The sequence below is a fragment of the Streptomyces sp. LUP47B genome (genome assembly GCF_001746295.1).
Classification (GTDB): domain Bacteria; phylum Actinomycetota; class Actinomycetes; order Streptomycetales; family Streptomycetaceae; genus Streptomyces.
The window spans coordinates 199,318-217,156 of sequence record NZ_MJAH01000004.1 but is presented as its reverse complement, the minus strand read 5'-3'; the positions used below and the strand labels follow the sequence as shown (position 1 = coordinate 217,156).

Sequence of the window (17,839 nt, the reverse complement as noted above, 5' to 3'; positions counted from 1 at the left end):
CGGTCAGATGACGCCCTGCTCCTTGAGCCGCGGCAACTCGGAGCGGGAGAACCCGAGTTCGCCGATGTAGATGTCTTCGTTGTGCTGGCCGAGGAGGGGTGGGGTGGTGATGGTGGTGGGGGAGTCGGAGAGTTTGAGGGGGTTGCCGACGGTGGTGAAGGTGCCGCGCTGCGGGTGCTCGACTTCGACGATCATGTCGTTGTCGGCGAGTGAGGTGTCCTCGATGATCTCTTTCGGGGACAGGATCGGCCCGCACGGGATGTTGTGGCTGTTGAGCTGGTGCAGGACCTGCCACTTGGGCAGGGTCGAGGTCCATTCCTCGATCAGCTGGAACATCTTCGCCAGCTTCGGCAGCCGGGCCTCGGGGCTCGCCCACTCGGGGTCGGCGGCCAGTTCGGGCCGGCCGATCAGCGCGGCCAGTGGTGTCCAGCCTTGCGGTTGGACGATGACGTACACGTAGTCGTTGGGGCCGCCGGGCGCGCACCGCACCGCCCAGCCGGGCTGCCCCCCGCCGGAGGCATTGCCCGAACGCGGCACCTCCTCGCCGAAGGTGTCGTTGGGGTATTCGGGGAGCGGGCCGTGGGCCAGGCGCTGCTGGTCACGGAGTTTGACCCGGCACAGGTTGAGGACCGCGTGCTGCATCGCCACGTTCACCCGCTGCCCGCGCCCGGTCCTCTCCCGCTGCAGCAGCGCCGCCAGGACGGCGGCCACCGCATGCACGCCGGTGCCCGAGTCACCGATCTGCGCGCCGGTGGCAAGCGGCGGCCCGTCCTCGAACCCGGTGGTGGCCATCGAGCCGCCCATCGCCTGCGCGACCACCTCGTAGGCCTTGAAATCCGTGTACGGGCCGTCCCCGAAACCCTTGATCGACGCGTACACGATCCGCGGGTTGATCTCCCGGATCCGCTCCCAGGTGAACCCCATCCGCTCCACCGCACCCGGCGCGAAGTTCTCCACCAGCACATCCGCACCCCGGATCAGCGCGGTCAGGATCTCCTGCCCCCGCTCGGTCTTGGTGTTCAGCGTGACACTGCGCTTGTTGCAGTTGAGCATCGTGAAATACAGCGAGTCCGCGTCCGGGACATCCCGCAGCTGCCGGCGCGTGATGTCCCCGCCCGGCGCCTCCACCTTCACCACATCCGCCCCCAGCCACGCCAGCAACNTCAGCGCGGTCAGGATCTCCTGCCCCCGCTCGGTCTTGGTGTTCAGCGTGACACTGCGCTTGTTGCAGTTGAGCATCGTGAAATACAGCGAGTCCGCGTCCGGGACATCCCGCAGCTGCCGGCGCGTGATGTCCCCGCCCGGCGCCTCCACCTTCACCACATCCGCCCCCAGCCACGCCAGCAACTGCGTCGCCGACGGACCCGACTGCACATGCGTCATATCCAGCACCCGCACACCCTCAAGAGCCGACGTCATGCTCACCACCCCATCTCTGCGTCGTCGTGTGTTCGCCGGTGGCCGGGCGGCCGCCCCTTCACGGGGCGCCGCCCGGACTCGCCTCACGGCATCAGCTGGTACTCGGGGAAGTTCCCGGGCAGCCGTTCGCCTTCCGGGCCCCGGGTGACCGCGCGCACCAGCAGTTCGCCGCCGACGAAGGCGCCGCGCCAGGAGGCGCCGAACCCGCCGAACAGCTCGTCCCGGTCACCGCGGGAGCGCGGCTTGCCGTGACCGACCTTGAACGCGCGGATCTGCGGGGCGAGCCGGTCGAAGGTGGCCCGGTCGTCGGTGGACAGGGTGGCCACCAGGGCGCCGTTGGAGGCGTTCATCGCGGCGAGCAGTTCCGCCTCGGTGTCGACCAGGACAATGGTGTCGACCGGGCCGAAGGGCTCCGCGTGGTGCAGGGGCGAGGACCGGGGCGGGTTGAGAAGGGTGACGGGCTGGACGTACGCGGAGGTGTCCTGGCCGGACAGGAAGCGGGCGTCCGCCTCGTTGCCGCGGTGCACGGGGACGGCGCCGCGGTTGATCGCCTCGGCGACCTGGTCGCGCAGTTCCTTCGCCTTGGCCGCGTTGATCACCGGTCCGAAGTCCAGTGCGGGGTAGGGGTCGTCCGCGTGCTCGACGGCGAGCGGGTGTCCCAGGCGCAGGGTGCGCACCGCGGGAAGGTAGGCCGCCAGGAACTCGTCGAACAGCTCGCGCTGGACGACGAACCGCGGGTAGGCGGTGCAGCGCTGTTTGCCGTAGTCGAAGAGCTTGGGGATGACGGCGGTCAGCGCGTCCCAGTCGGTGTGGTTCCAGATGCCCCAGGTGTTGAGTCCCTCCTGTTCGAGTACGTGACGCTTGCCGAGGTCGGCGACGGCCGTGGCGACGGCGGCTCCGGTGTCGCGGCCGCCGACGAAGGAGACACAGCCGATCTCGGGCGCCCGCACCAGCGCCTCGGACAGCTGTCCCCCGCTGCCGCTGACGAGGGTGACGGGGATGCCCTCGCGGGCGGCCAGCGCGCAGGCCAGGGTGAGACAGGCGACGCCGCCGTCGGTCGGGGTCTTGGCGATGACCGCGTTGCCCGCCAGGGCCTGTATCAGCATGGCGTGAACGAGCACGCTCATCGGGTAGTTCCAGCTCGCGATGTTGGACACCGGGCCGTCGAGCGGGGCCCGGCCCTCGACCATCGGCTCGATGCCGTCGACGTACCAGCGGACGCCGTCGATGGCCCGGTCGACGTCGGCCTGCGCGAGGCGCCAGGGCTTGCCGATCTCCCAGACGAGCAGGAGCGCGAGGAGTTCGCGGTGCTGGGTGAGGGCGTCGAGGGTGGCCGCGACGCGGGCCCGGCGCTCTTCGAGCCGTATGTGCCGCCAGGCGCGGTGCTGGTCGAGGGAGGCGCGGACGGCCTGGTGGGCGGCTTCCCGGTCCAGGCGCGGCGGGCCGGCGATCGGGCTGCCGTCGACGGGGCTGGTGGCGGGCAGGGCCCGGCCGTCGGCCCGCCAGGCGGAGGCCCAGAGGTTGAGGACGCGGTCGTCCCGGAAGGCCTCGGGGGCGACGGCGAGGCAGCGCTGCCAGGCGTCGTTCCAGGAGGTACCGGACTTCACCACGAGGTGGGTGGAGTTGAGGGTGGTTGTCATGTGATGTCTCCGCACTCGGTGCACAGTCGGGGGCGGGGTATGGGGGACGGGGTGGAGCCGGACGGGTCTGCGTCCGGCTCCGTGTGGATCCGGGTTCAGGCGCGAGGGGCCTCGCGGACCGTGTCCAGCTGGGCGAGTACGAGGCGGGCCGTCTCGGTGGGGGTGTTCCCGACCTGGACGCCGGCCGCCTCCAGCGCCGCTTTCTTCGCCTGCGCGGTGCCCGTCGAACCGGACACGATGGCGCCCGCGTGGCCCATGGTCCTGCCCTCGGGCGCGGTGAATCCGGCGATGTAGCCGGCGACGGGCTTGGTGACGTGCTCACGGATGTACGCGGCCGCCCGCTCCTCGGCGTCGCCGCCGATCTCCCCGATGAGGACGATCAGTTCGGTGTCGGGGTCGTCCTGGAAGGCCGCGAGACAGTCGATGTGGGTGGTGCCGACGACGGGGTCTCCGCCGATGCCGACACAGGTGGAGAAGCCGATGTCGCGCAGTTCGTACATGAGTTGGTAGGTGAGCGTGCCCGACTTGGACACCAGACCGACGCGGCCGGAGCGGGTGATGTCCGCGGGGATGATGCCCGCGTTGGACTGGCCGGGGGTGATCAGGCCGGGGCAGTTGGGGCCGATGATCCGTGTCCCCTTCTTCTTCGCGTACGAGGTGAAGGCGACGGAGTCGTGGACGGGGATGCCTTCCGTGATGACCACAGCCAGTCCGATTCCGGCGTCGGCGGCCTCGACAACTGCCGCTTTGGCGAAGGCGGGTGGCACGAAGACGACGGTGACGTCGGCTCCGGTCGCCTGTATGCCGTCGGCGACCGAGCCGAAGACGGGGACGACACGGTCGTCGAAGTCGACCGTCTGGCCGGCCTTGCGCGGATTGACGCCGCCGACCACGTTGGTGCCCGCCGCGAGCATGCGCCGGGTGTGTTTCATGCCCTCGCCGCCGGTCATGCCCTGGACGAGGACCCTGGACTCCTTGGTCAGGAAGATGGCCATGTCCCGCTCCTTCAAGTGGCGTCGGCGAGTTCGGCGGCACGGCGGGCGGCGCCGTCCATGGTGGTGGCCTGCTCGACCAGGGGGTGGGCGCGCTCGTCGAGGACGGCGCGGCCGCGGGCGGCATTGTTGCCGTCGAGGCGTACGACGAGCGGCTTGGTGAGCCGGACCTCGTCCAGGGCCCTGACGACGCCGGCAGCGACCGCGTCGCAGGCGGTGATGCCGCCGAAGACGTTGACGAACACGGACTTCACCGCCGGGTCCGACAGGATGACCCCGAGTCCGTCGGCCATGACCTGGGCCGAGGCACCGCCGCCGATGTCGAGGAAGTTGGCGGGACGGGCTCCGCAGCCGGCGACCACGTCGAGGGTCGACATGACCAGGCCGGCGCCGTTGCCGATGACGCCGACCTCGCCGTCGAGCTTGACGTAGTTGAGGCCCTTCGCGGCGGCGGCCGCCTCCAGCGGATCGTCGTAAGCGATGCCGTCGGTACTCCAACGGGTCTGTCGGAAGCGGGCGTTGTCGTCGAGGGTGACCTTGCCGTCTAGGGCGAGGATGTGCCCCTGCCGGGTGCGGACGAGCGGGTTGACCTCGACGAGGACCGCGTCCTGGCGGACCAGTACCTCCCACAGTCGTACGAGAACGTCGACGGTCTGCGGTGGCAGTCCGGCCGCCTCGGCGATCTGACCCGCCTTCGCCGAGGTGACACCTTCGGCGGGGTCGATGTGTATACGGGCGACCGCCTCCGGGCGGGCCGCGGCGACCTCCTCTATCTCCATGCCGCCCTCCGCCGAGGCGATGGCCAGGAACCGGCCCGCGGCCCGGTCGAGCACGTAGGCGACGTAGAACTCCGTCTCGATGTCGACGGTCTGGGCCAGCATGACCTTGCCGACCGTGTGTCCCTTGATGTCCATGCCGAGGATCCGGCGTGCCGCCCGCTCGGCCTCGGCCGGGTCGGCCGCGAGCCGGACACCGCCCGCCCTGCCCCGGCCGCCGGTCTTGACCTGCGCCTTGACGACGGCGCTGCCGCCGAGCCTCCGGGCGATCGCGCGGGCCTCCTGGGGGGAGTCGGTGACCTCCGCCCTCGGCACCGGGATTCCGTGTTCCTCGAAGAGGGCCCGGGCCTGATGCTCGTACAGGTCCATGATGAGGCTCCCGTCTGAAAGTGATGCACGACTGAAAAGTGCTGCACGCCCCCTGGACATCACCCACCGGATGCGGGATAACAATCTTCATACAGTATTCGTCGACTGTATGCAATGTGCCGAACAAGGGTCGGTCCAGCTCATCGCCAGGACGCTCAAGGCAACGGACAAGTGAGGTGGCTTGTGTCGAGGACGGCTCTTGAGGGTGTGCGGGTGCTGGATATGACGCATGTGCAGTCGGGTCCGTCGGCGACGCAGTTGCTGGCGTGGCTGGGGGCGGATGTGGTGAAGGTGGAGGCGCCGGGCGGGGACATCACGCGCCGGCAGCTGCGGGATGTCCCGGACGCGGACTCGCTGTATTTCACGATGCTCAACTGCAACAAGCGCAGTGTCACGCTGAACACCAAGACCGAGCGGGGGCAGGAGATCCTGACCGCGCTGANGTTGCTGGCGTGGCTGGGGGCGGATGTGGTGAAGGTGGAGGCGCCGGGCGGGGACATCACGCGCCGGCAGCTGCGGGATGTCCCGGACGCGGACTCGCTGTATTTCACGATGCTCAACTGCAACAAGCGCAGTGTCACGCTGAACACCAAGACCGAGCGGGGGCAGGAGATCCTGACCGCGCTGATCCGGGGTGCGGATGTGCTGGTGGAGAACTTCGCGCCGGGTGCGGTGGAGCGGATGGGGTTCACGTGGGAGCGGATCCGGGAGATCAACCCGCGGATCGTGTACGCCTCGATCAAGGGTTTCGGGGACGGCCCGTACACGGATTTCAAGGCCTACGAGGTGGTCGCGCAGGCGATGGGCGGCTCGATGGCCACCACCGGGTTCGAGGACGGGCCGCCGCTGGCCACCGGTGCGCAGATCGGTGACTCGGGCACCGGCGTGCATGCGGTGGCCGCCGTCCTGGCGGCGCTGCTGCAGCGGGAGAGGACCGGGCGCGGGCAGCGGGTGAACGTGGCGATGCAGCACGCGGTCCTCAACCTGTGCCGGGTCAAACTCCGTGACCAGCAGCGCCTGGCCCACGGCCCGCTCCCCGAATACCCCAACGACACCTTCGGCGAGGAGGTGCCCCGATCGGGCAACGCTTCCGGAGGCGGACAGCCCGGCTGGGCGGTGCGCTGCGCGCCCGGCGGCCCCAACGACTACGTGTACGTCATCGTCCAACCGCAAGGCTGGACACCACTGGCCGCACTGATCGGCCGGCCCGAACTGGCCGCCGACCCCGAGTGGGCGAGCCCCGAGGCCCGGCTGCCGAAGCTGGCGAAGATGTTCCAGCTGATCGAGGAATGGACCTCGGCCCTGCCCAAGTGGCAGGTCCTGCACCAGCTCAACAGCCACAACATCCCGTGCGGGCCGATCCTGTCCCCGAAAGAGATCATCGAGGACACCTCACTCGCCGACAACGACATGATCGTCGAAGTGGAGCACCCCGAGCGCGGCACCTTCACCACCGTCGGCAACCCCCTCAAACTCTCCGACTCCCCCACCACCATCACCACCCCACCCCTCCTCGGCCAGCACAACGAAGACATCTACGTCGGCGAACTCGGCCTCGGTGACGAGGAGTTGCGTCTGCTCAGGTCGGGCGGGGTGATCTGACGTGGTGAACAGGAGCCACATCCCGGGGCCCTTGGGCGGTGGTCCATGACGTGAATGAGCACGGGGTCCGGCGGCGGTGCGCGTCGGTGGACCCCGGTGATCCGTGCGCGCACGAAAGGAATTTGGACAGGGGGCGCTGGCCAGATCTTTCGACGCAAGGAGTGCTTGAAGACTATGACAACCGTCGATTACTCGTCGTCCGCCACCTTCAGGGAGGTGACGGACCGCAATGGCCGCGTGTACCGGATCGGTGAGACCGACCGGCACATCATGGGACGGCCACGATGGACCATGGTGCTCTTCCCGTGGATGGGCATGCTGGGCATCAGTTCCTCGGAGTACGCGTTCACGTCGGCCGAGGACACACTGCACGAGGCGCATCTGTGGAGCAGTGGGCACATCTTCTGGCTGATGGGTGTCTGGGTGTTCTTCCAGGCGGCCGTGGCCTTCCCGGCCGGGCAGCTCAGGGAGAGCGGAAAACTTCCGGCTCGCTACGCGATGATGCTCGGCGCGCTGGGCACCGTCCTCGGCTATCTCTCGCTCGCCTTCGCGCCGAACGTGATCGTGGCCTACCTCGGCTTCGGTGTGTGCAGCGGTATCGGCGCCGGTCTTGTCTACGCGACCTGCGTGAACATGGTCGGCAAGTGGTTCCCGGAGCGCAAGGGCGGCAAGACCGGCATGGTCAACGGCGGTTTCGCCTACGGCTCGGTGCCCTTCGTCTTCCTGTTCACCTCGTACATGGACCTGAGCAACTACCGGGGCGTCCTGGTGACGGTGGGCCTCGTCTGCTGCTCGGTGGTGGCGTTCGCGGGCTGGTTCTTCAAGGACCCGCCGAAGAACTGGTGGCCCCCGCACGTCGACCCGCTGAAGATGACCGACGACCCGAAGATCCGGCGGGCGCTGGAGAAGAACCCGCCGGCCGTCAAGCAGTACACCCCGAAGGAAGCGGCGCGTACGCCCGTCCTGTGGATGATGTGGTTCTGCCTGCTGTGCACGGCCGGGATCAACATCTTCGGCATCGCCTTCCAGGTGCCGTTCGGCAAGGACATGGGCTTCGCGGGTGGGATCGTGGCCACGGCGATGTCGCTGAAGGCGATCGTCAACGGCACCGGGCGCGGTGTGATCGGCTGGATCTCCGACAAGTTCGGCCGCCGCAACACGCTGATCATCGTGTGTCTGGTGCTGGGCACCGCGCAGTTCGGGGTGCTGGTCTCGGGCCAGATGGGCAGCATGCCGTTCTTCCTCTTCTGCTCCATGGTCTCCGGCTTCGGCGGCGGCGCGATCTTCCCGCTGTTCGCCGCGATGACGGCCGACTACTTCGGTGAGAACAACAACGCCTCCAACTACGGCATGGTCTACAGCTCGAAGCTCATCTCGGGCCTCGTGGGCTCGGGTGTCGGCTCGATCGTGGTCGGCGTGTGGGACTACCAGGGCGCGTTCGTGCTGGCCGGCTCCATCGGCCTGGCGTCCGCGGTCCTCGCGCTGTTCCTGAAGGCACCGGGCAGGCCCCAGACCAGCCGTCGGACCGTCCCCAACCCGCAACCGCTCGGCGAGGAAATGGCCTGACATGACGGCAGATCCGTACGCAGCACGCAGCGAGACCGACAAGACCGCACTCTTCACCGCCGCACAACCTCCCTACCGAGAAGTGACCGACGCCAACGGTCGCGTCTACCGCATCGGCGAGACCGACCGGGACATCCTCGGCCACTCGCGCAAACTCATGGTGTATCTGCCCTGGCTCACCATGATGGCCATCAGCGTCTTCGAGTACGCGTACGGCTCGGCCGAGGACACCCTGTCCCACGCTCACGGCTGGACGCAGAGCAACACCTTCTGGATTCTCAGTGTCTGGGTCTTCTTCCAGGCCGGTATCGCCTTCCCGGCGGGCTGGCTGCGGGAGAAGGGCATCCTGACCGCCCGCAAGGCCATGTACATCGGCTCGGGCATGTGTCTGGTCGGGTTCCTCGCCCTGTCGCACCTGGACAACGTGCTGCTGGCGATCCTGGGATTCGGCGTCATCGGAGGTATCGGCGCCGGACTGGTCTACGCGACCTGCATCAACATGGTCGGCAAGTGGTTCCCCGAACGCCGGGGCGCGAAGACCGGGTTCGTCAACGGCGGCTTCGCGTACGGATCGCTGCCCTTCATCTTCATCTTCAACTACGGCTTCGACACCGCGAACTACCACCGCGTGCTGGACCTCATCGGCTGCTACATCCTGATCGTGGTCGTCGGGTGCGCGTTCTTCTTCAAGGACCCGCCGAAGAACTGGTGGCCCGCCGACATCGACCCGCTCACCCACGGCGGCAGCGGGAAGGGGGGCGTCGCCCTCTCCAAGAACCCTCCGGCGGTACGGCAGTACACGCCGAAGGAGGCCGTCAGGACCGGCATGCTTCCCCTCATGTGGATCGCCCTCGTCATGACCGCGGGGGTGTCGATCTTCGGGATCTCCTTCCAGGTCGACTATGCCAAGGAGGTGGGGTTCGGCCCGCTGGTGGCGGCCTCCTCGATGGGTGTCATGGCGGTCATCAACGGCGTCGGGCGCGGGGTGGTGGGCTGGCTGTCCGACAAGTGGGGCCGTAAGTCCACGCTGGTGTTCGTGATCGTCGTGCTGGGGCTCGCCCAGTTCGGGGTGATCTGGGCGGGCGACATCAGGAGCGAGTCGCTGTTCCTGGTCTTCGCGTTCCTGTCCGGGTTCGGCGGCGGCGCGTTCTACCCGCTGTTCGCGGCGCTGACCCCGGACTACTTCGGGGAGAACTTCAACGCCTCCAACTACGGGCTGGTGTACAGCGGCAAGCTGATCAGCGGCCTGTTCGGCGGCGGCCTAGGCTCCATGGTCGTCGCGGCCTGGGGCTACGACGGGGCGTACGCCCTGGCCGGCGCCACGTCGATGGTCGCGGCGGCGATCGCCCTGCTGCTACGGCAGCCGGGACGGCCCCGGGGCGCCACCCCGGTACCGCAGCCACAAGCGGCGGCCTGAGCAGAGCAGTTCGGACGGATCAGGCGGCCCTGCGCCTCGGCGTTCGCCGGGGCAGGGCCGCCTCATCCGATGGTTCGGGGCCCGCGGCCCAGAGCTTCAGCGGTCTGCACGCGAGGCAGCGACCGCAACCTCGAAAGCTGCCGCCTTGCTCTATCGGTTTGGCGCGCGGCTCACCCCGGGCCAGGGCCAGGCCCGGCTGCCGGGACGCGCGGCGGACGACACGGCCGCGAGAACCGCGCCCCACTGCCGTGGCTTCAACGCGCGGCTCAGCCCGGCAAAGGCCGGCAGCTCGGACGCGCGACGGCAGCACGCCCACAAGAACCCGCACCCCACCGCCGTGGCTTCAACGCGCGGCTCAACCCGACAAAGACCCGGCAGGCCGAACGCACGACGGCAGCACGCCCACAAGAACCCGCACCCCACCGCTATGGCTTCAACGCGCGGCTCAGCCCGACGAAGGCCCGGCATGTCGGACGCGCGACGGCAGCACTCCCGCAAGAACCGCGCCCCGCTCGCTCGGCCTCGGCGCGCGGCTCAGCCAGCCCAAGGCCAGCAGCTCGAACGCGGGGCGGCGACACGCCCGCGAGATGCGCGCCCCACTGCGTCGGCTTGCGGCGCGCGACTCAGCCCGGTTAAAGCCGGCAGCTCGAACGCGCGGCGGCGCTATGGCCGCAGAAAGCCGCCATCCCGTTCCAACGGTCTCTACGCGCGGCCGGAAGCGGGCTGGGCGGCACCGCGTGGGGTGGTCTCGCACGGTCGTGGACGCGGACTCGCTCGGAGGCTACTTCTCGCGGTCGTGGTACATCTTCCGTGTGTGTTCCGTGTGTTGGCGCATGACCGCGGTGGCGCGCTGCTCGTCGCGGTCGGCGATCGCGGCGATCAGCTCACGGTGCTCGATCCAGGACTGCCGACCACGCTGCCGGGCGATCGGCGTGTAGTACCAGCGCACCCGGCGATCCACCTGCCCCGCCAACTCCGCCAGAACCGCATTGCCCGCCAACTCCATGACCATCGCATGCAGTCGGGCATTCAAAGCCACCGCGGCGTCCACGTCGTCCGCGGCGACCGCACTCTCACCCTGCGCGCACAACTCCTCCAGCACGGCGATACCGGCACTGCCCGCGTTCGCCGCCGCCAGCCGCGCAGCCTCCGCCTCCAACAACGTCCGCACCGTCAGAAGCTGATCAGCCTCCTCATCCGTCGGCTCATGCACGAACGCACCCTGAGCAGGCCGCAGATCCACCCAACCCTCAGTGTTCAACCGCTGCAAAGCCTCACGCACCGGCTGCCGCGACACCCCCAGATGCCCCGCCAACTCACTCTCCACCAAATGCTGACCCGGCTGCAGCGCACGCGTCGTGATCAGTTCGAGCAACGCCCCGTAGACACGGTCACGCAGCGGACCGGGGCGCTCGAGCCTGGGCACCGTCCCGTACGGCAGTCCTGTCGTCGGCAACATCGCGGTCCCTCCTGTACAGCGTCGTCGCTGCAGCTGAGAGCCAATTATGAATTGGTTTTCGCCTACAGTCTACGGCACACAAGGCCCCCTGGGCCTTGGCCGTGCAAGGGCGTAGCAGCAGCTCAATGGGCTTGGTGGCGTCACGACCCTTGCTGAGCACTCCCTCCATCCTGTAGACAATATCCAGTCGACACAGTCGGCAGTTCCTCGGTCACCCTCACCGAACGGAGCTTCCACCCATGAAAGTCGCCATCCTCGGCGCCGGAGCCATCGGTGCCTACGTCGGCGCGGCACTCCACCGCGCCGGCGCCGACGTCCATCTCATCGCCCGGGGCCCGCATCTGGCGGCCATGCGGCAGCACGGTGTCCAGGTCATCAGCTCCCGCGGTGACTTCACCGCTCACGCCCACGCCACCGACGACCCGGCCGAGATCGGCCCGGTCGACTACGTCTTCCTCGGTCTGAAGGCCAACTCGTACGCGGCGTGCGGGCCGCTCATCGAGCCCCTTCTCACCGACACCACCGCGGTCATCGCGGCTCAGAACGGCATCCCCTGGTGGTACTTCCACCGGCACGGCGGCCCGCATGACGGCCACCGCATCGAGAGTGTCGACCCGGGCGGTGCGGTCAGTGCGGTGCTCGCGCCCTCCCGGGCCATCGGTTGTGTCGTCTACGCGGCGACCGAGCTCGAAGAGCCGGGTGTCGTACGGCATCTGGAAGGCACCCGGTTCTCCATCGGGGAGCCCGACCGCAGCCTCTCACCCCGGTGCGAGGCGTTCAGTGAGGCCATGCAGGCCGGGGGGCTCAAGTGCCCGGTCGAGCCGGACCTCCGGGACGACATCTGGCTCAAGCTGCTGGGCAACATCTCCTTCAACCCCATCAGCGCGCTGGCCCGTGCCACCATGCGCCAGATGTGTCTGCACGGCGGCACCCGGAAGGTCATCGAGACCATGATGGCCGAGACTCTCGCGGTCGCCGAGGCCCTCGGCTGTACCGTCGGTGTCTCCATCGAACGCCGCCTCGCCGGCGCCGAACGGGTCGGAGACCATCGCACCTCCACGCTCCAGGACCTGGAGCGCGGCAAGCCCCTGGAACTGGACGTCCTCCTCACCGCCGTCATCGAGCTGGCGGAGATCACCGGCGTGGACGTGCCCACGCTGCGCACCGTCCACGCGCTCTCCGACCTCCTCGCGATCCGGTCCGCCGCATGACGGAACTGGGCACCCACGCCATCGGTTCGGTACTTCGGATCCGGCCGAACGTCGGATCCGAAGTACCGATGGCCCATGCGATCGGCCGGGAGATCATCCGGGCGGGCCTTGCCGACCGGGAGTTCATCGATCGTGCGACCCGGGGCTTCGAGGAGTACAGACGACTCGTCGAGCCGTGGACTGTGTCGCTCGCGGTGAAGGTGACGGGCGTACCGGCCGCTGCCATACGTGAGTTGGCGCAGGCCTACGCGCGGGGCGAGCCGTTCCGGGCGTTCGACGGCACCGAGCACGAGGAGGACCGCGCGCTGATCAACCTGTCACTGCTCACCGGCTGCGGTCACACCGAGCGGAAGGGGCGTGCACCTTTCCATCTGGTCCGGCACACCCCTCCCGTCGACCTGACGGACGAGGAGTATCCGGTCCGGCTCACCAAGGGCCGTCGTCTGGACTCGTACAACATCCTTCTGCAGAAGGGTGGTTCGGGGCCGCCGTTGCGGCGTACCGAGTGTGTCGAGCTGAGTCCGGAGGACGCCGAGCGCTATGGCGTGGTCGTCGGCGAGCAGGTGCGGGTCGCCACCCGGCGAGGTTCGACGACGGCACCGGTGTGGGTGGACCCGGCTCTGCGGCCCGGTGTGGCGTTCATGACCGGCCGCCCACCCGAATCGTCGGACGCGAACCAGTGGCCCGGCAGGGCGAGTTGTCCGGTCGCGGGGGCTCTGGAGTTCGAGGCTGCCGCGATTCGGATCGAGAAGATGCCCGTCGTGGCGATAGGGAACTGAGGCCGGACATGGGACGAGTCACGGAACGACGCAAGGTGATCCGCATCCGCGACGGGGCGATCTCCTCCCGCCCCGACACCCTGGTCACCGAGGAACCGCTGGAGATCCGCCTCAACGGCAAACCCCTCGCCATCACCATGCGCACCCCCGGCGACGACTTCGCCCTCGCCGCCGGCTTCCTCGTCAGCGAAGGCGTCCTCACCCAACACGACGACCTCCAGAACATCGTCTACTGCGCCGGAGCCACCACAGACGGCACCAACACCTACAACGTCGTCGACGTCACCACCACCCCCGGCCTCCCCATCCCCGACATCACCCTCGAACGCAACGTCTACACCACCTCCTCCTGCGGCCTGTGCGGCAAAGCCAGCCTCGACGCCGTACGCACCACCACCCACTGGCCCATCAACGACACACCCCCACTCCGCATCGACCCCGACCTCCTCACCAGCCTCCCCGACCGACTCCGCACCGCCCAGCAGGTCTTCGACCGCACCGGCGGCCTGCACGCCGCCGCCCTCTTCACCGAACACGGCGAACTCCTCGACATACGCGAAGACGTCGGCCGCCACAACGCCGTCGACAAACTCATCGGCCGCGCCCTGCAGAACACCAACCTCCCCCTCACCCGCGTCATCCTCCTCGTCTCCGGCCGCGCCTCCTTCGAACTGGCACAGAAGGCCGTCATGGCAGGCATCCCCGTCCTGGCGGCCGTGTCCGCACCCTCGTCACTGGCAGTGGACCTGGCCACGGAAACCGGCCTCACCCTGGTCGGCTTCCTCCGCGGCCCCTCCATGAACGTGTACGCGGGAGAACACCGACTCACCCTGCGGGCCGTGGCGGCCGCGCAGGGCTGACGGTCCTCCCGCTGCACGAACGGCGGGACCCCGACCGGCGGGGAGCGCCCCCTGCGCCGTCGGGGTCCCGCCTCACTCGTGTGCTGTCAGCACTTCTCCCGCAGCGAGTGCAGGTACGCGCTGGAGCGGCGGGCGAAGGTGAAGGACTCGGCGGGCTGGTCGTGTTCGGTCTGCCAGTGGTGGGCCAGGCGCTCGCCCTTCAGCCGGGTCACGGCGGAGATGAACTTCTGGTAGTCGATGTCTCCGTCGCCGACGTCGGTCATGCGGTAGCCGTAGGTGTTGGCCGGGTCGCTCACCCCGTCCTTGACGTGGAAGAGCGGGTAGCGGTGGGGCTGCCTGAGGACGTAGTTCAGGGGTTCGAAGGGGGCGGGGGTGCCGTCGGGCCGCTGGGAGAAGCGGAACTGTCCCGAGTACGCCCAGAAGATGTCCATCTCCAGAAACACCAGGTCGGGGTCGGTCTCCCTGAGCAGCACGTCGTAGAGACGGACCTTGGGGTTGTCGGTGGCGAAGGAGAACTCCTCGGAGTGGTTGTGCTGGTAGAACTTCATGCCGCGTGCCTTCGCCGCGGCTCCGTAGGTGTTGAACTCCTCGGCGGCGCGCTTCCACGCGTCGACGGTCGAGCCGTAGCGGAAGGGTCCTGAGGCGGTGCCGATGTGCTTGAGGCCGAGGGCCTGGGCGTCGTCGAGGACCTTGGTGAGGTTCTGGGCGAAGGTGTAGGCGTTCGGGTCGTCCGCGTAGTAGCCGACATGGCTGCCGATCGGGTTCAGGCCGTGGTCGTGTGCCAGCCGCTTGAGCTGGGCGAGGGTGATGGGCCCGGCCGAGCCCTGGGTGTAGCCGGCGAACTCGACCTCGTCGTAGCCGTACTTCTCGAGTTCGGCGAAGACGGGGGCGAAGCCGAGCGTGGAGACCTTGTCGCGGAGGCTGTAGAGCTGGATGCCGAGGCGGCCGGGGGGCAGGACGGGGCGGCCGCGGCCTGATGTCTTGTCTGCCGTCTCGGTGGCGGCGGTCGCCGGAGTCGCTGCGGCGCCCAGCAAGGCGGCCGCGGTGGCACCCGCGGCCACGCCGAGCATGCCTCGTCTGGTGAGGCGGTGGGTGAGTTCGGGGTCGGGCTGGAACATGCGGCTCATGTCTGGTCTCCTCGGGTCAGAAGGCGTTGTCAGTGGCGGGTGCTTCACTGGTGATCAGTCGGGAAAGACCGGCCAGTCGGAGCAGGAGTGACTTCACGTCGGTGGCCGCGATGCGGTCGCCGACGGCGCGGGGGGTGGAGCAGATGAGGAGCGGACCGTCGTCGTCGCTCTCTGGGAGGCGGCCGTGGCTGCCGCGAATAGGTGACGGGTCGAGGGGCACGACCGCCATGCGATAGCGCAGGCCGAGCTTCTTGCGGGCCAGTGCGGTGGCCGCCTTGACCTTGACGTAGGGGTCGAGCGGGTCCATGAAGAGTTCGACCGGGTCGTAGCCGGGTTTGCGGTGGATCTCGACCAGCTGCGCGAAGTCGGGCGCGCGGTCGTCGTCGAGCCAGTAGTAGTACGTGAACCAGGCGTCCGGCTCCGCCACGGCGACGAGTTCGCCGGAACGCGGATGGTCGAGGTGATGGGCCTTCTTGCCCTTGTCGTCGAGGAGTCGCTCGATGCCGGGCAGGCCGTCGAGGGCGGCGCGGGTGGCGTCCAGGTCCTCGGGGCGGCGCACATAGACATGGGCGATCTGGTGGTCGGCGACCGCGAAGGCACGGGATGCCATCGGGTCGAGGTACTCCATGCCGTCCTGTGTGTGTACCTCGAGGAGTCCGGCGCGGCGCAGGGCGCGGTTGATGTCGACGGGGCGGTCCGCGCGGGTGATGCCGTACTCGGACAGGGCGACGACGGTACGGCCTTCCGCGCGGGCGTCGTCCAGGAGCGGGGCCAGTGCCCGGTCCAGGTCGGCGGCGGCTTTCAGGGAGCGCGGGTCGTCGGGGCCGTAGCGCTGGAGGTCGTAGTCGAGGTGGGGGAGGTAGCAGAGCGTCAGGTCGGGGTGGCGGGTGCCCATGATGTGGCGGGTCGCGTCGATGATCCACTGGCTGGACACCAGGTCCGCGCCGGGGCCCCAGAAGTGGAAGAGGGGGAAGGTGCCGAGTTTCTCGGTGAGTTCGTCGTGCAGGGCCGGGGGCCGGGTGTAGCAGTCGGGTTCCTTGCGGCCGTCGGCGTAATAGACGGGGCGGGGGGTGACGGTGAAGTCGGTGTCGGCGCCCATGGCGTACCACCAGCAGATGTTGGCGACGGTGTAGCCGGGGTGGGCGCGGCGGGCGGCGTCCCAGAGCTTGTCGCCGGCGACCAGACCGTTGTGCTGACGCCACAGGAGTACATCGCCGAGCTCGCGGAAGTACCAGCCGTTGCCGACGATGCCGTGCTCGGAGGGGTGGGTGCCGGTGAGGAAGGTGGACTGGGCGGCGCAGGTGACGGCGGGCAGCACGGTCGCGAGCGGGGCGTGAGATCCGGACTGGGCAAGGGACTTGAGGTGGGGCATGTGGTGGAGGAGGCGGGGTGTGAGGCCGACGACGTCGAGGACGAGGAGAGGGGTCGGTCCCGCCTCTTGGGGCTGGTGGGTCATGGCAGCTCCTTCAGGCCGAGGTCCGTCAGCAGGTCGCGGGCGAGGGTGAGTTCCGCGGCGATGCCGTCGGCGAGCTGGGTGCGGCTGCGGGGGCGCAGTTGCGGTGGGAGGGCCTGCCAGGTGTAGGTCTCGACCTCCAGGTGTCGGGTGAGGGGGTGCGGGCCGCCGACGAGCCGGGTCAGGGCGGACTTGAGTACGGGGAGCGTGGAGGTGAGGGGTGCGGCGGGGGCCGCGTGCAGCGGGACGTGGAAGTGGGCGCGCCAGGGTGCCCCGTCGGGCAGGGCGTCGCCTGCGAGGGCCTCGCCTAGGTCGTCGGTGCCGCGGAGGCCGGCGGACGTCCCGGTGCGGGTCTGGTGCAGGAAGCGGGGTTCGTCGAAGGCGGCGAGTGCCTCGCGGACCTCGGGGAGATGGGGGTGTTCGGCGTGCAGGGCGGCTGAGAGCTGGGACTTGACGACGGGGACACGGGCCGCGGTGAGCGCGTCCAGGGCGGTGTGCGGGTTTTCGAAGGAGGTGGCGAGGTGGCAGGTGTCGACGCAGATGCCGATGCGTTCGTGGGCGATCGCGGTCAGCGGTGCGATGGCGTCGCCGGTGGTCTCGACGACGCAGCCGGGTTCGGGTTCGAGGCCGACGCGGATGGAGCGGCCGGTCAGCTCCTGGAGGGCGTCGAGGCGTTCGGCGAGGGTGAGCAGGGCGGTGCGGGCCTTGTCGGCGCTGCCGTTGTCGTAGGCGGTGCGCCAGGCGAGCGGCAGGGTGGAGATGCTGCCCTCGGTGACGTCGTCGGGCAGGAGTCCGGTGAGGACGCGGGCCAGGGCGGTGGTGTGGTCGAGGCGTTCGGGGTCGGTCCAGTCCGGTTTGTAGACGCGGTACTTGACCTCTTCGGCGCCGAACCCTTCGTAGGGGAAGCCGTTGAGGGTGACGACCTCGAGGCCGCGGCGGTCGAGTTCGGTGCGCAGGTCGCGCAGCGCGGAGGGGTCGCTGACCAGGGCGTGGGCGGCGTCGCGGGCGAGCCACAGGCCGATGCCGAGGCGGTCGCGGCCGAGGCGGCGGCGGACGGGTTCGCAGTGGTCGCGGAGTTGCGCGAGGACGCCGTCGAGGGTTTCGGCGGGGTGGACGTTGGTGCAGTAGGCGAGGTGGACGGTGGTGCCGTCGGGGTGGCGGAAGCGCAT

The 17,839-nt window shown here is 69.1% G+C and carries 14 protein-coding genes and 2 pseudogenes; 7 read left to right on the top strand and 9 right to left on the bottom strand.

The window, feature by feature from the left end:
• Nucleotides 1-3: 3 nt before the first annotated feature.
• From frc (BFN33_RS14565) to sucC, 5 genes are all read right to left on the bottom strand, one after another.
• Nucleotides 4-1,161, bottom strand: coding sequence for a formyl-CoA transferase (gene frc / locus BFN33_RS14565; RefSeq protein WP_256122758.1), 1,158 nt, complete (start codon nucleotides 1,159-1,161; stop codon nucleotides 4-6).
• A gap of 2 nt (nucleotides 1,162-1,163) precedes the next feature.
• Nucleotides 1,164-1,419, bottom strand: a 256-nt coding sequence (locus BFN33_RS55480; RefSeq protein WP_370743287.1) for a CoA transferase, incomplete at its 3' end; no start/stop codon positions are given.
• Between the two features lie 83 nt (nucleotides 1,420-1,502).
• Nucleotides 1,503-3,059, bottom strand: a complete 1,557-nt coding sequence (locus BFN33_RS14560) for an aldehyde dehydrogenase family protein (protein ID WP_069760446.1) — start codon at nucleotides 3,057-3,059, stop codon at nucleotides 1,503-1,505.
• Between the two features lie 95 nt (nucleotides 3,060-3,154).
• Nucleotides 3,155-4,054, bottom strand: a complete 900-nt coding sequence (gene sucD / locus BFN33_RS14555) for a succinate--CoA ligase subunit alpha (RefSeq protein ID WP_069760445.1) — start codon at nucleotides 4,052-4,054, stop codon at nucleotides 3,155-3,157.
• A gap of 11 nt (nucleotides 4,055-4,065) precedes the next feature.
• Nucleotides 4,066-5,196, bottom strand: a complete 1,131-nt coding sequence (gene sucC, locus BFN33_RS14550) for an ADP-forming succinate--CoA ligase subunit beta (RefSeq protein WP_069760444.1) — start codon at nucleotides 5,194-5,196, stop codon at nucleotides 4,066-4,068.
• A 114-nt stretch (nucleotides 5,197-5,310) separates the two neighbouring features.
• On the opposite strand from sucC, the pseudogene BFN33_RS55475 reads away from it, so the two are divergent.
• The 4 genes and pseudogenes from BFN33_RS55475 to BFN33_RS14535 form a co-directional block, all read left to right on the top strand.
• Nucleotides 5,311-5,638: pseudogene (locus tag BFN33_RS55475) on the top strand (CoA transferase); the annotation flags it as partial.
• A gap of 2 nt (nucleotides 5,639-5,640) precedes the next feature.
• Nucleotides 5,641-6,798, top strand: a complete 1,158-nt coding sequence (gene frc, locus BFN33_RS14545; RefSeq protein ID WP_256122757.1) for a formyl-CoA transferase — start codon at nucleotides 5,641-5,643, stop codon at nucleotides 6,796-6,798.
• A 174-nt stretch (nucleotides 6,799-6,972) separates the two neighbouring features.
• A complete protein-coding gene (locus BFN33_RS14540) occupies nucleotides 6,973-8,364 on the top strand; it encodes an OFA family MFS transporter (protein ID WP_069760443.1) in 1,392 nt (463 codons plus the stop codon).
• 1 nt (nucleotide 8,365) lies between these two features.
• Nucleotides 8,366-9,781, top strand: coding sequence for an OFA family MFS transporter (locus BFN33_RS14535; RefSeq protein WP_069760442.1), 1,416 nt, complete (start codon nucleotides 8,366-8,368; stop codon nucleotides 9,779-9,781).
• 781 nt (nucleotides 9,782-10,562) lie between these two features.
• Here BFN33_RS14535 and BFN33_RS14530 read toward each other — a convergent pair.
• Nucleotides 10,563-11,237: a GntR family transcriptional regulator gene (locus tag BFN33_RS14530; RefSeq protein ID WP_088245342.1), complete on the bottom strand. Its 675-nt coding sequence runs from the start codon at nucleotides 11,235-11,237 to the stop codon at nucleotides 10,563-10,565.
• A gap of 242 nt (nucleotides 11,238-11,479) precedes the next feature.
• On the opposite strand from BFN33_RS14530, the gene BFN33_RS14525 reads away from it, so the two are divergent.
• The 3 genes and pseudogenes from BFN33_RS14525 (at nucleotide 11,480) to fdhD (ending at nucleotide 14,090) form a co-directional block, all read left to right on the top strand.
• Nucleotides 11,480-12,451: a 2-dehydropantoate 2-reductase gene (locus tag BFN33_RS14525; RefSeq protein WP_069760440.1), complete on the top strand. Its 972-nt coding sequence runs from the start codon at nucleotides 11,480-11,482 to the stop codon at nucleotides 12,449-12,451.
• A 47-nt stretch (nucleotides 12,452-12,498) separates the two neighbouring features.
• Nucleotides 12,499-13,230, top strand: a pseudogene (locus BFN33_RS14520) (molybdopterin dinucleotide binding domain-containing protein); the annotation flags it as partial.
• Nucleotides 13,231-13,238: 8 nt separating this feature from the next.
• Nucleotides 13,239-14,090, top strand: a complete 852-nt coding sequence (fdhD, locus tag BFN33_RS14515) for a formate dehydrogenase accessory sulfurtransferase FdhD (protein WP_069760438.1) — start codon at nucleotides 13,239-13,241, stop codon at nucleotides 14,088-14,090.
• An 86-nt stretch (nucleotides 14,091-14,176) separates the two neighbouring features.
• Here the strand turns inward: fdhD and BFN33_RS14510 are convergent, their stop codons facing one another.
• From BFN33_RS14510 to eboE, 3 genes are read right to left on the bottom strand one after another with little or no spacing between them, the layout of a single operon-like run.
• Nucleotides 14,177-15,217, bottom strand: a complete 1,041-nt coding sequence (locus BFN33_RS14510) for a sugar phosphate isomerase/epimerase (protein ID WP_069760437.1) — start codon at nucleotides 15,215-15,217, stop codon at nucleotides 14,177-14,179.
• A gap of 16 nt (nucleotides 15,218-15,233) precedes the next feature.
• Nucleotides 15,234-16,673 carry a nucleotide pyrophosphatase/phosphodiesterase family protein gene (locus tag BFN33_RS14505; protein WP_069760436.1) on the bottom strand — a complete coding sequence of 480 codons (1,440 nt, stop codon included), beginning with the start codon at nucleotides 16,671-16,673 and terminating at the stop codon, nucleotides 15,234-15,236.
• Nucleotides 16,670-17,839, bottom strand: coding sequence for a metabolite traffic protein EboE (gene eboE / locus BFN33_RS14500; protein ID WP_069760435.1), 1,170 nt, complete (start codon nucleotides 17,837-17,839; stop codon nucleotides 16,670-16,672). Before eboE ends, BFN33_RS14505 begins: the two co-directional genes overlap by 4 nt.

Coding starts and splice junctions, on each gene's coding strand:
- BFN33_RS14535 (WP_069760442.1), top strand. CDS start 8,366: ATGACGGCAGATCCGTACGCAGCACGCAGCGAGACCGACAAGACCGCA.
- BFN33_RS14525 (WP_069760440.1), top strand. CDS start 11,480: ATGAAAGTCGCCATCCTCGGCGCCGGAGCCATCGGTGCCTACGTCGGC.
- BFN33_RS14540 (WP_069760443.1), top strand. CDS start 6,973: ATGACAACCGTCGATTACTCGTCGTCCGCCACCTTCAGGGAGGTGACG.
- BFN33_RS14510 (WP_069760437.1), bottom strand. CDS start 15,217: ATGAGCCGCATGTTCCAGCCCGACCCCGAACTCACCCACCGCCTCACC.
- BFN33_RS14505 (WP_069760436.1), bottom strand. CDS start 16,673: ATGACCCACCAGCCCCAAGAGGCGGGACCGACCCCTCTCCTCGTCCTC.
- fdhD (WP_069760438.1), top strand. CDS start 13,239: ATGGGACGAGTCACGGAACGACGCAAGGTGATCCGCATCCGCGACGGG.
- BFN33_RS14560 (WP_069760446.1), bottom strand. CDS start 3,059: ATGACAACCACCCTCAACTCCACCCACCTCGTGGTGAAGTCCGGTACC.
- eboE (WP_069760435.1), bottom strand. CDS start 17,839: ATGCGCTTCCGCCACCCCGACGGCACCACCGTCCACCTCGCCTACTGC.
- sucC (WP_069760444.1), bottom strand. CDS start 5,196: ATGGACCTGTACGAGCATCAGGCCCGGGCCCTCTTCGAGGAACACGGA.
- sucD (WP_069760445.1), bottom strand. CDS start 4,054: ATGGCCATCTTCCTGACCAAGGAGTCCAGGGTCCTCGTCCAGGGCATG.